The organism is Amycolatopsis sp. NPDC006131 (assembly GCF_040614175.1).
Taxonomy (GTDB): Bacteria; Actinomycetota; Actinomycetes; order Mycobacteriales; family Pseudonocardiaceae; genus Amycolatopsis_E; species Amycolatopsis_E tucumanensis.
In genome coordinates this window covers 20011-31667 of sequence record NZ_JBEXTX010000097.1, presented here as the reverse complement: position 1 = coordinate 31667, position 11657 = coordinate 20011, and the positions used below count along the sequence as shown (strand labels likewise).

The 11657-nt window shown below is 70.0% G+C and carries 11 protein-coding genes; 6 read left to right on the top strand and 5 right to left on the bottom strand.

Annotated features, from left to right (window positions below; translation table 11 throughout):
• Positions 1–230: 230 nt before the first annotated feature.
• A complete protein-coding gene (locus ABZ215_RS34140) occupies positions 231–1289 on the bottom strand; it encodes a hypothetical protein (RefSeq protein ID WP_235716078.1) in 1059 nt (352 codons plus the stop codon).
• Between the two features lie 135 nt (positions 1290–1424).
• Here ABZ215_RS34140 and ABZ215_RS34135 point away from each other — a divergent pair, with 135 nt between their 5' ends.
• The 3 genes from ABZ215_RS34135 to ABZ215_RS34125 are packed head-to-tail and all read left to right on the top strand — an operon-like array spanning position 1425 to position 5246.
• On the top strand, positions 1425–2657 hold the full coding sequence (locus tag ABZ215_RS34135) for a DUF445 family protein (protein ID WP_354954461.1): 1233 nt from the start codon (positions 1425–1427) through the stop codon (positions 2655–2657).
• Between the two features lie 33 nt (positions 2658–2690).
• Entirely contained in the window at positions 2691–3914 is a 1224-nt protein-coding gene (locus tag ABZ215_RS34130) for a DUF445 family protein (RefSeq protein ID WP_354954459.1), read from the top strand.
• Between the two features lie 15 nt (positions 3915–3929).
• Complete coding sequence (locus ABZ215_RS34125; RefSeq protein ID WP_354954457.1) at positions 3930–5246, top strand: hypothetical protein; 1317 nt, start codon at positions 3930–3932, stop codon at positions 5244–5246.
• On the opposite strand, the gene ABZ215_RS34120 is transcribed toward ABZ215_RS34125, so the two are convergent.
• Genes ABZ215_RS34120 through ABZ215_RS34110 form a run of 3 tightly spaced genes read right to left on the bottom strand, consistent with a single transcriptional unit; the run spans position 5206 to position 7791 of the window.
• A complete protein-coding gene (locus ABZ215_RS34120; RefSeq protein WP_017985399.1) occupies positions 5206–6084 on the bottom strand; it encodes a metal ABC transporter permease in 879 nt (292 codons plus the stop codon). The genes ABZ215_RS34125 and ABZ215_RS34120 overlap by 41 nt on opposite strands.
• Before the next feature lie 22 nt (positions 6085–6106).
• Complete coding sequence (locus tag ABZ215_RS34115; protein WP_027933650.1) at positions 6107–6901, bottom strand: metal ABC transporter ATP-binding protein; 795 nt, start codon at positions 6899–6901, stop codon at positions 6107–6109.
• Complete coding sequence (locus ABZ215_RS34110; RefSeq protein ID WP_354954454.1) at positions 6898–7791, bottom strand: zinc ABC transporter substrate-binding protein; 894 nt, start codon at positions 7789–7791, stop codon at positions 6898–6900. The genes ABZ215_RS34115 and ABZ215_RS34110 overlap by 4 nt, the downstream gene beginning before the upstream one ends.
• Before the next feature lie 196 nt (positions 7792–7987).
• Here ABZ215_RS34110 and ABZ215_RS34105 point away from each other — a divergent pair, with 196 nt between their 5' ends.
• The 3 genes from ABZ215_RS34105 (at position 7988) to ABZ215_RS34095 (ending at position 10542) form a co-directional block, all read left to right on the top strand.
• The gene (locus ABZ215_RS34105; RefSeq protein ID WP_027935726.1) at positions 7988–9088 is read left to right on the top strand and encodes a LacI family DNA-binding transcriptional regulator; all 1101 of its coding nucleotides are present in this window, start codon (positions 7988–7990) and stop codon (positions 9086–9088) included.
• 68 nt (positions 9089–9156) lie between these two features.
• Entirely contained in the window at positions 9157–9654 is a 498-nt protein-coding gene (locus ABZ215_RS34100) for a carbonic anhydrase (RefSeq protein ID WP_020417066.1), read from the top strand.
• 9 nt (positions 9655–9663) lie between these two features.
• Positions 9664–10542, top strand: coding sequence for an A/G-specific adenine glycosylase (locus tag ABZ215_RS34095; RefSeq protein ID WP_020417067.1), 879 nt, complete (start codon positions 9664–9666; stop codon positions 10540–10542).
• A 1-nt stretch (position 10543) separates the two neighbouring features.
• On the opposite strand, the gene ABZ215_RS34090 is transcribed toward ABZ215_RS34095, so the two are convergent.
• A complete protein-coding gene (locus ABZ215_RS34090; protein ID WP_354954451.1) occupies positions 10544–11590 on the bottom strand; it encodes an aldo/keto reductase in 1047 nt (348 codons plus the stop codon).
• Positions 11591–11657 lie beyond the last annotated feature (67 nt).

Here is an 11657-nt window from a genome sequence, read left to right as displayed (position 1 = left end):
CCTCAGGTGGGTGGCTGGGTGGTCATCCCGTCGCCTTCCGGTTTGTGCATATCACCTTGAGCCAGGGCCGCAAGGTTGGCATGTTCGGCCGCCGGTGAGCACGGAGGTTGCGGCCCTGGCTCAAGGTGATCGTGCCGGTGTCAGGCGACGGGATGACCACCCAGCCGGGTTTGGTGCAAAAAAGGAAGCGCCGGCGCGCAAAGCGCACCGACGCCCCTTCAAAAACCCCGTCAGGCGACCGGCGTCCGGTCGTCGGCGGGAACGAGCGTCTCCAGCGCTTCCTGCAGGGCCGAGTGGGTGGCCGTGAGGCGCTCGGTGACCTCGCGGCGGAACTCGAACGCCTCGGTGCGGGCGTGCTGCGCCTCGGACAGCTGGCGCTCCGCGTCGGCGACCAGGGTGCTTGCCCGGGTCTCCGCCTCGGAGGTCTGCTTCGCCAGGCGCGACTCCGTCTCGGCGGTGATCTTCGCCAGCCGGGTCTCGGTCTCCTCCGTGTCCTTGGCGATCTTCGCCTCGGTCTCGGCGACCAGCTTGGCCAGGCGCTCCTCGGTCTCCCGGGTGTCCTTCGCCAGGCGCTCCTCGACCTCCTGGGTCTTCCGGGCCAGCGCCGTCTCGACCTCTTCGGTCTTGCGGGCCAGCGCGGTCTCGACCTCTTCGGTCTTGCGAGCAAGCGCCTCGCCGGTCTCCTGCTCGGCCTTGGCACGCGCTTCGGCGGCTTCGGCGTCCAGGCGGGCGCGCTCCTCGGCGGCCTCCTCGTTCAGGCGCGCGATCTCGGCGCGGGCCTGCTCCATGAGGTTCTCGTGCTCGGTGGTGAGCGCGGTGTGCCGCTCCTGGAACTCCAGCTCGAGGTCGTCACGCCGCTTGGCGAGCTCGGCCTCGCGCTCGGCGACCATCTTGTCGGCGGCCTTGCGGGTGTCCAGGTCGTACTTGTCGGCCGCGGCGCGGATGTCGTCGGCCTGCGCTTCGGCGCGGTTCTTGAGCTCGGCGATCTCCTCTTCGGCGAGCGTCATCATCGTGCGGACGCGCTCGGTCATCGTCGCGGCGCTCGACGGGTCGCTCGCCATCCGCGACAGCGCCTGCTTGGCCTCGCTCAGCTCCTGCTGGGCGTAGGACAGGGCACGGGTCAGCTCGGCGACCGACGAGAGGGCCTCGTCGCGGGAGACGGCCGTCTCCTTGAGCTCGGCGTTCAGCTGGGCGAACTTCTCGTCCACCGGCGGCCGGTCGTAGCCGCGGAACACGAGCGGGAACAGGGGATTACCGGCGATGGGATCTTGGGACTCGGCAGGAGGCATGCGGGCACCTTAGTGCTATTGGACCTGGGTTTCCATACTTTCGGGTGACACATTATCGAAGATCAACTGAATCCGGTCCGCGCCTCCCTCCAAACGGCTGGGATACGGTTCGGCGGAACTCGCGAGGAGGGGCCGGTGCAACTGCAGGAGATCGTGGCCGACCTGGCCGAACACTGGCCGCTCTACGTCTCGATGCCGTTCATCGCCGCGCTCATCGGCTACGTGACCAAGCGCGTGGCGATCGAGATGATGTTCCGGCCGATCGAGTTCGTCGGGATCCGGCCGTTCCTTGGCTGGCAGGGCGTGCTGCCCGCCAACGCCGAGCGCATGGCGGCCACCGCCACCGACATGCTCACGAACAACCTGGTCGACCCGAAGGAGATCTTCGCCAGGCTCGACCCGGACCAGCTCGCCAAGGAGATCGAACAACCGCTCCTGCAGGTGGTCGAGGAGATCACCGAAGAGGTCATGGAGCAGTACCAGCCACGCCTGTGGGAGGCACTGCCCAGCGGCGCGAAGGAACTGCTGCTGCGCCGCATCCAGGCCGAAGCGCCCAAGGTGATCGCGAAGATCATGCGGGAGCTGTCGGACAACATCGAGGACGTCCTCGACCTCAAGAACATGGTCATCACCAACCTGGTCCGCGACAAGAACCTGCTCAACCGGCTCATCCGGGACATCTCACGACCTGAGATGCGGTTCATCGCGAATTCCGGGCTGGTGTTCGGCTTCGCCCTCGGGTGCGTCCAGCTGCTCGTGTGGGCGCTGACCAAGTCGCCGATCGTGATGCCGCTGTTCGGCCTCGGCATCGGCTGGTTCACCGACTGGCTCGCCCTGAAGATGATCTTCCTGCCGCGGGAGCCGCGCGAGTTCTTCGGCCTCTACACCTGGCAGGGCGTGTTCCAGAAGCGCCGCGACCAGGTGGCCGCCGACTACGGCGACATGATCGCCCGCGAGATCATCACCATCCCGAACCTGCTGGAAGCCATCCTCAAGGGCCCGAAGGCCGACCGGCTGTTCCACCTGATCGGCCGCGAGGTGCAGCGCACCATCGACGCGCAGGCCGGCGTCGTGAAACCGCTCGTCGCGGCCGCGGTGGGCACGCGCAAGTGGCAGGAGATGAAGCAGGCCGCGGCGCTCAAGGCGGCGGAGCGGGTGCCGGACACCATCCGGTACGCCGAGGAGTACGCGGTCAACGCCCTGGACGTGCGGAACACGATCGTCGACCGGATGCGGCAGCTGTCGCCGATGGAGTTCGAGGAGCTGCTGCGGCCCGCGTTCCGGCAGGACGAGTGGAAGTTGATCGCCGTCGGTGCGATCATCGGCGGGCTCGTGGGCGAGCTCCAGGCGATCCTGCTCCTCCACTAATCTCGCGGCCAGGATTTCCGAGGGGGTGGCCGGATGGACGCGGTGCTGGCCGACTTCGCGCAGCACTGGCCGCTCTACACCGCGATCCCGTTCATCGCCGCGCTCATCGGTTACGTCACCAAGCGCGTCGCCATCGAAATGATGTTCCGCCCGCTGGAGTTCGTCGGCATCCGCCCGATCTTCGGCTGGCAGGGCGTGGTGCCCAAGCACGGCGGCCGGATGGCGGCCATCGCCACCGACCTGCTCACCAAGAACCTGATCGACCTCGGCGAGGTCATCGGCCGCATCCAGCCCGACCGGCTGGTGCGGGAGATCGAGCAGCCGCTGCTGCGGGCGATCGACGACCTGGCCCGCGACGTGATGGCCAAGCACCACCCGCGGCTGTGGGAGTCGCTGCCGCCGATGGCGCAGGACCTGATCGTCAAACAGCTGCAGGCCGGTTCGCCGAAGCTGGTTCGCGAGCTGCTGGACGAGGTCCGCGCCAACCTCGACGGCGTGCTCGACGTCAAGCACATGACCGTCGAGCGGCTCACCCGCGACCGCGCCCTGCTGGTGCGACTGATCCGCGAGACGTCCCGGCCGGAGATGGCGTTCATCGCCCGCTGCGGGATCTACTTCGGATTCGTCCTCGGCATCGTGCAGGCGGTGGTGTGGGCGCTGACGAAGAACCCGTGGGTGCTGCCGGTGTTCGGCGGCGCCATCGGCCTGTTCACCGACTGGCTGGCGATCAAGATGATCTTCCTGCCGCGCCGCCCGGTGAAGATCGGGCCGATCACGCTGCAGGGCAAGTTCCAGCGCCGCAAGGCCGAGGTGGCCCGCCAGTACGGCGAAATCATTGCCCGCGAGGTGCTGACCGTCCCCAACCTCCTCGACGAGCTGCTGACCGGCCCGCGCGCCGACCGGCTCGCCGCGCTCGTGCGGCGCGTGGTGGCCAGGGCCGTCGACGAGCAGGTCAGCCTGATCCGGCCGCTGGTGTCCGCCACGGTCGGCGGCGAACGGCTCCGTGAGATGACCGCGACCGCGGCGGCCGGGTCGCTCGCGCAGATGCCGTACCTGCTCCGGCACGCCGAGCCGTACCTGGTCGAGGCGATGGACCTGGCGAACATGGTCGAGCGGCGGATGCTCGCGCTGACGCCCGAGGAGTACGAGAACCTGCTGCGCCCGGCATTCCGCCAGGAGGAGTGGAAGCTGATCGCGGTGGGCGGTGTGATCGGGTTCGTCGTCGGTGAGTTGCAGGTTTTGCTGATGCTTCACTAGGTGAACGGTTAACGTGTGCGCGTGGCGCACGAACCGCAGCAGCTCCCCGCGGTGCACGAGGCGTGGCTTCCCCGCGAGCACTCCCTGCACCGGCCCCGGCACGGCGGCCGTCAGCTCACCGCGTTGATCAGTGCGATCGTGTTCTTCACGACCCCGGCGCTGCTGTGGGTGTTCGGCGCGCGCCCCGCCGAGATCGAGAACCGGCACCTGGCGAGCTTCCCCAGCATCGGCGACGGCTGGGCGTTCTTCACCAGCCTGCCCGGCTGGGCCACCGACCAGCTCACCTTCCGCAGCGCCGCGATCGACGCCGCGGACTGGATCAGCCGCACGTTCTTCGGCGAGACCCCGCCGCGGGACCAGGCGGGCACCACCGAGACCGGTCCCCTGCCCGGCAGCCCGCCGCCGACCCAGACGCAGGGGACGGACGACCAACCCACCACCTCCGGCCCGCTCGACCAGGCCGGCTACCGGCAGGTCATCGAGGGCCGCGACGGCTGGCTGTACTTCGGCTACGACGCCGAGGCCAAGTGCTCCCCGGTCCGGATGCTGTCCGACACGCTGGAGCGGATGAACCGGCTGCGCACGATCATCGAGGCGTCCGGGCGCACGTTCGTCTGGGTGGTGGCGCCGGACAAATCCACGATGGTCCCGGAGAACCTGCCGTCCAGCTACCCGGGCCGGGAGTGCCACCGGGCCGCGGAGGCGCCCACCTGGCAGCAGATCGACGCGGCGGGCGCGGTGGACCTGCGGCCCGCCCTGACCCAGGAGGCGCGGCGCGTCAACCGCCCCGTCTACCCGTCCAACGACACGCACTGGACCGACGAGGGCTCACTCGTGATGACCCGCGCGGTCGCCGAGGCCGTACAGCCCGGCATCACCGCGACCTGGCAGAGCAAGCAGGTCGGCACCTACACCGTCGCCGCGGACCTGCCGCCGCTGCTCGGCAAGAAGGCCGACAAGACGAACGTGCTCTACGACCTGCGCCCGGACGGCATCGTCGACCGGGCCGGGCAGACCATCGCCGACATCGAAACCCCGTCGTACCGGTTCGCCTCGCCGATGTCCTCGACAGTGAACGAGAAGACCCTGTTCTACGGCGACTCGTTCACCAAGGCGTCCTCGCGCTACCTGGCGGCCGGGTTCGCGAACCTGACGATGCTCGCCTACTTCACCCCGAAGACGAGCCGGGACCAGGCGATCGGGATGTTCGCCAACTCGGACGTGATCGTGCTGGAGACCGTGGAGCGCAGCGTCTCCAGCGGTCAGCTTCCGTTCCTGACCGACGAGTTCCTCACGGCGCTGCAGGCGCAACTGCAGGCGAGTCCTCGGTGACGCGGGCGGCCCGGTCGCGCAGGTAGGCGACCAGGCGGCAGACCAGGTAGATGGTGAACGCGATCGCGGTGACGAACGCGCTCACCGGTGCGCCCGGCGCGAGCGACAGGACGATCCCGCCCAGCGCGGCCGTCTCGGCGAACACGACGGCCAGCACGGTGGCCTTCCACGGGCTGGCGGTCAGCCGGGCGGCCGCGGCCGCCGGCGTCACCATCATCGCCACCACCAGCAGCGCCCCGACGATCTGCACACCGAGCGCCGTCGCGACGCCGACCAGCACCGCGAACACGACGGACAGCGTGCGCGCCGGGACCCCGCGCGCCGCCGCAACGTGCGGGTCGACGCTGGCGAACAACAGCGGCCGGTAGATGAAGGCCAGCACCGCCAGCACGACCAGCGCGGCGATGACCAGCACGATGAGGTTGGTCGTCTCGATCGACACGATCTGGCCGACCAGGATGCCGAACTTGTTGGCCGCACGTCCCGGGTAGAACCACAGGAACAGCACGCCGAGACCCAGGCCGAAGGACAGGATCGCGCCGATCACCGAGTCGCGATCGGACTCCCGCCCGCCGAGCAGGCCGAGCAGCAACGCGGCGATCACCGCGCCGGCCAGCGCCCCGAACTCGACGCCGACGCCGAGCAGCAGCGCGCCCGCCGCGCCGGTGAAGGCCAGTTCGGCGGTGCCGTGCACGGCGAACGACATCCGGCGGGTCACGATCAGCGGGCCGAGCACACCGGCGACCAGCCCGAGCACGGCAGCGGCGAGCAGGGCGGTCTGCACGAACGGCAGCCCGAGCAGCTGCGCCGTCAGACCGAAGTCGAAGAACTTGTCCATGTTCAGCGGGAACCTTCGGTGCTCACGAAACGCGCTCGTCCAGGTGGTGGGGTTCGTCCTCGCAGACCGCGCTGCGCGCGCCGGCCACGTGGATCTGGCCGCCGACGCGGACCACCTCCACCCGGGCGCGGTACAGCTCGGACAACGTCTCGGAGGTCATCACGACCTCCGGCGGGCCGATCCGGAACCGGCCGTCGACCAGGTACAGCACCCGGTCCACATAGGGCAGGATCGGGTTGATCTCGTGGGTCACGAACAGCACCGCGGTGCCGGCTTCGCGGCGGCGGGCGTCGATCAGCTCGCTCACCGCGCGCTGGTGCGCGAGGTCCAGCGACAGCAGCGGCTCGTCGCACAGCAGCACGTCCGGCTCGCCGACCAGCGCCTGCGCGACCCGCAGCCGCTGCTGTTCACCGCCGGAGAGTTTGCCGACCGGCTGCTTGGCGTAGGACTGGGCGCCGACCGCGGCGACGGCGGCGGATACCCGCCGCCGCCGCTCGGCGAGACCACGCAGCCCGGTGCCCCACCGGTGGCCGTCGAGCCCCAGCCCGACCAGGTCGACCCCGCGCAGCGTGAGCGCTTCGGACATCGCCCGCTGCTGCGGGACGTACCCGACCGGGTGATCGCTGTTGATGCGCACGCTGCCACGCGAGAGGTGCTGCAGACCGAGCAGCACCTTCAGCAGGCTGGTCTTGCCCGATCCGTTCGGGCCGAGCACGGCGACGAACTCGCCGGGCTCGACCGAGAGGTCCAGGCCGGACCACAACGTGCGCTGACCGAACGCGAGGGTCGCGCCGGAGATCTCAACCGCAGGGCTCAAGAGTTCAGGGCCTTCGCCAGGTCGTCGACTTCGCTGGTCATCCAGGCAATGTAGTCCGTCGTCCCGGCGGGCAGCGTCTCGGTCACGCCCACCACGGGGATGCCGGCCCTGGTCGCCTCGCCGACGACCTGCTCGGTGACCGGCGTGACCGTCTGCTCGTTGTTGATCAGGGCCTTGACCTGCTTGCCGGTGATCAGCGAGTTGAACTCGGCCAGCGCGGCCGGCGGCACGTCGGTCTCCTCCTCGATGGCCTCGGAGAACTCGGCCGGGGTGGCGTCGGTGACCTTGGCGGCCTCGATCAGGTAGTGCGCGACGGGCTCGGTGACCAGGACCTTGGTGTCCGGGTGGCCGGCGCCGATCTGCCCTGCCTTGCTGGTGAGCTGGTCCAGCTGGGCCTTGAAGTTGGTGGCGTTGGTGGTGAAGGTCTGCGCGGCGTCCGGCTTGATCTGGCCGAGCTGCGCGGCGACCTGGTCGGCCACCTTGGCGACGGTGGTGAAGCTGTACCAGACGTGCTCGTTCTCGTCGCCGGTCGCGCCGATGTCGTACGCGTTGAGCTTGCGGGCGTTCGCGGCCTGGTCGGCGAGCTTGCCGAAGAAGTCGTCGTAGCCGCCGCCGTTGGCGAGGGTCAGCTGCGCGTTCTGCGCGGCGATGGCGTCCTCGGGCGTGGTCTCGTAGGAGTGCGGGTCGGCGCTCGGGTCGTCGATGATCGAGGTGACCGCCACCTGGTCGCCGCCGACCGCGGACAGCACGCTGCCCCACACGTTCGTGGAGGCGACGACGTTGATCTTGCCCCCGGTGTCGCTCGCGGTGTTAGTCCCACCACAGGCGGTGAGGCCGAGTACGAGGGCCGTCGCGGCGGACGCGAGACCGATCAGGCGGGGGAAACTCATCGCGAGCACTCCTGAAGTACGAGGTGGGACGCATGGTCAGAACTATTGGAAACGGTTTTCGAGTTCACCTTACCTGAACGGGTGACGATCTCACCGCCTCGGTTACCCCCGCCTGAACGTCACGTTGCGCAGTGGCGCACGCCGCACGGACGGCGTTCGACTTCACGACTCCGTTCTGAACCGTTACGGTTCCCCCATGGGGCGTCCTATGCGCATGAGGCGACAGGCGACGTTGGCGTCGCTCGCCGCGGAGCTCGGCGTGTCTCGGACCACCGTGTCCAACGCCTACAACCGCCCGGACCAGCTGTCGCCGGAACTGCGCAAGCGGGTGCTGGAGACCGCCCGCCGCCTCGGCTACCCCGGCCCCGACCCGGTGGCGCGGTCGCTGCGCACCCGCAAGGCGGGCGCCGTCGGCCTGCTGCTCACCGAGAACCTGTCCTACGCCTTCCGCGACCCGGCGGCGATCGGCGTGCTCGAAGGCCTCGCGCTGGCCTGCGAGGACGCCGGCGTCGGGCTGCACCTGGTGCCGGCCAGCCCCGGCCGGGACGACGTGGCCGCGGTGCACCGCGCCGGTGTCGACGGTTTCGTCGTCTACTCGGTGCCGGACGACGACCCGCACCTGGGCGCCGTGCTGGCCCGCCCGGTGCCGACGGTGATCATCGACCAGCCGCGCATCGAGGGCGTCGACCGGGTCGGCCCGGACGACACGACGGCGGTCACCGCGCTCGCCGAGCACATCATCCAGCTCGGCCACCGGCAGGTCGGCGTGCTGTGCATGCGGCTCGCGCGCGACCGCAACGACGGGTTCGCCTACCTGGACCGGCAGCAGAGCGCGCACTTCCACGTGCAGCGCGCCCGGCTGGAGGCGCTGGCGAAGGCGTTCGCGAAGGTCGGGGTCGACTGGTCGACGGTGCCGGTCGTGGAGCGCTTCGAGCACACCGTGGACGACGGCGCCGCCGCGGCCCGCCACCTGCTCGACGCGCACCCGCAGGTGACCGCCCTGATCTGCACTTCGGACATCCTCGCGCTCGGCGCGCTGGCGGAGGCGAACCGGCGCGGCCTGCGGGTGCCCGCGGACCTCACGGTGACCGGGTTCGACGGCATCGCCGAGGCGGAGCGCGCCGGCCTGACCACGGTGCACCAGCCGGTGCTGGAGAAGGGCCGCGCGGCGGGCAAGCTGCTGCTGTCCTCCGGCGACCACGTCAAGCCGCGGATCATCACGCTCAACACGCAGCTGCGGATCGGCACGACGTCCGCGCCGCCGCGCACGATGGAGCAGCACTGGTTCGGGCCGTGATCTCTCTCATTGCGGGGTGCTGATGGGTCCGGTGGAATGAAATCCGGACAATCTCCCGGGAGGCATTCTTGACCGCGATCGACACCCTGCTGCAGCGCAACAGCGAACTCACCGACCCCGTGCTCGGCGACCGTTCCACGGCCAGCCCGTCGATGAAGATCGCGATTCTGACCTGCATGGACGCCCGGATCAGGGTGTTCGAGATCTTCGGCCTGATCCAGGGTGAGGCGCACATCCTGCGCAACGCCGGCGGTGTGGTGACCGACGACGTGATCCGCTCGCTCGCGCTGTCGCAGCGCAAGCTGGGCACCGAAGAGGTGCTGATCATGCAGCACACCACCTGCGGTGTCTCGACCGTCACCGAAGACGGGTTCAAGGACGAGCTGGAGGAAGCCGGCGGTGTCCGTCCGACGTGGGCGGTCGAGGCGTTCCGCGACGTGGAGGACAGCGTGCGCCGGTCGATGCGGCGCGTGCGGACCAGCCGCTACCTGCCGCACACAGACAAGGTGCGCGGGTTCGTCTACGACGTGCACACCGGCAAGGTCACCGAGGTCCTGGACAACTAACCTGGGCCGGTGCCCATCGACTCCGAACTGCTGATCGACTGGTTCGACTCGTGCGCCCGGGACCTGCCGTGGCGGCGGCCGGAGTGCACGGCGTGGGGTGTGCTGGTCAGCGAGATCATGCTGCAGCAGACGCCGGTCGCACGGGTCGAACCGATCTGGCACGAGTGGCTCGCGCGGTGGCCGGTGCCGTCGGCGCTGGCCGCGGCGAGCCAGGGCGAGGTGCTGCGGGCGTGGGGCAAGCTCGGCTACCCGCGCCGGGCGCTGCGGCTGCACGCGGCGGCCACGGCGATCGCCACCGAGCACGGTGACGTGGTGCCGTCCGATGTGGACACCCTGTTGTCGTTGCCCGGTATCGGCGCTTACACGGCACGGGCGGTGGCGGCGTTCGCGTACGGCAAGCGGGCGCCGGTGGTGGACACGAACGTGCGGCGCGTGGTGGCCAGGGCGATCCACGGCGCGGGCGACGCGGGGCCGCCGTCGAACACCCGCGACATGGCCGACGTGTCGGCGATCCTGCCGCTGGACGAGGCGCGGGCCGCGCGGTTCTCGGCTGCGTTGATGGAACTGGGCGCGGTGGTGTGCACGGCGCGTTCGCCACGCTGCGCGGACTGCCCGGTGTACGCGGACTGCGCCTGGCAGAAGGCCGGCCGCCCGGCGTACAACGGCCCCGCGAAGGCGACGCAGAAGTACGCCGGCACCGACCGGCACGTGCGCGGCCTGCTGCTGGACGTCCTGCGGGGCACCCCCGAACCCGTGTGGAAGGCGAGCCTGGACGTGGTCTGGCCGGACACCGGTCAGCGGGACCGCTGCCTGGACTCGCTGCTGGTGGACGGTCTGGTGGAGCAGACCGCGGACGGCCGGTTCGCGCTGCCGGGCGAACACAAGTAGGTCAGCGGCGGCTGTCGATCTTCAGGTCCCCCGCGGTGACCTTCCGGATGTGGTCACTGGCGAGCAGGGCGTGCGGGTAGCCGGGATCGATCGCGCTGACCTCGTCGAGCCTGGCCAGCTGGGCGGGGCTGAAGGCGACCGCCAGTGCGCCGAGGTTGTCCTCCAGCTGGGCGGTGGTGCGAGCGCCGATGATCGGCGCCGTGACACCCGGGTTCCGCAGGGTCCAGGCGAGCGCGACCTGCGCGGGGGTGCACTCCAGCTCCGCGGCGACCTCCTGCACGACGTCGGCGATGGCGAGGTTGCGCTCGGTGACCAGGCCCAGACCGGCGTTGAAGCTCCTGCGGGTGCTCTCCCCGGCACCGTCGTCGCGGCGGTACTTGCCGGTCAGCACCCCGCCCGCCAGCGGCGAGTACGGGACCACGCCAAGGCCCAGCTCGCGTGCCATGGGGATCAGATCGCGTTCCCCGGTGCGCTCCACCAGGCTGTACTCGATCTGCAGCGCGACGAGCGGCGACCAGCCACGCAGGTCGGCGATCGCCTGCATGCGCGACACCTGCCACGCCGGGACGTTGGACATCGCCACGTGCAGGACCTTGCCCTGCCGGACCAGATCGTCCATGCCGCGCAGGACCTCCTCCACCGGCGTCGTGTCGTCCCACACGTGCAGGTAGAGCAGGTCAAGGTAGTCCGTGTTCAGCCGTCGCAGACTGGTCTCCACCGACGTGAACATGCTCTTCCGGTGCGGGCCGCCGGAGTTCGGGTCGCCGGGCCGGCTCAGCGTCGTGTACTTCGTCGCCAGCACGAGGCCTTCCCGGTTGCCCCGGGTGAATTCCCCCAGCAGGCGTTCGGAGCTGCCGTCGGTGTAGGTGTTGGCGGTGTCGATGAAGTTGCCACCGCGCTCGACGTAGGTGTCGAACAACTTGCGCGCGTCGTCCGGCTCGGTGCCCCAGCCCCACTCCGTGCCGAAGGTCGCCGTGCCCAGCGCCAGCGGCGAGACCCGCAGGCCGGAGCGGCCCAGCAGGCGGTAGGTGTCGAGGGTGAGCGGCATCGTGTCCTCCAGTGCTCGTGATCCGTTGCCGAGGACGAGTCTGTGGGCACGGCGAGCCGGGGGTAAG

Coding starts and splice junctions, on each gene's coding strand:
- ABZ215_RS34140 (WP_235716078.1), bottom strand. CDS start 1,289: ATGCCTCCTGCCGAGTCCCAAGATCCCATCGCCGGTAATCCCCTGTTC.
- ABZ215_RS34130 (WP_354954459.1), top strand. CDS start 2,691: ATGGACGCGGTGCTGGCCGACTTCGCGCAGCACTGGCCGCTCTACACC.
- ABZ215_RS34120 (WP_017985399.1), bottom strand. CDS start 6,084: ATGGACAAGTTCTTCGACTTCGGTCTGACGGCGCAGCTGCTCGGGCTG.
- ABZ215_RS34110 (WP_354954454.1), bottom strand. CDS start 7,791: ATGAGTTTCCCCCGCCTGATCGGTCTCGCGTCCGCCGCGACGGCCCTC.
- ABZ215_RS34105 (WP_027935726.1), top strand. CDS start 7,988: ATGGGGCGTCCTATGCGCATGAGGCGACAGGCGACGTTGGCGTCGCTC.
- ABZ215_RS34090 (WP_354954451.1), bottom strand. CDS start 11,590: ATGCCGCTCACCCTCGACACCTACCGCCTGCTGGGCCGCTCCGGCCTG.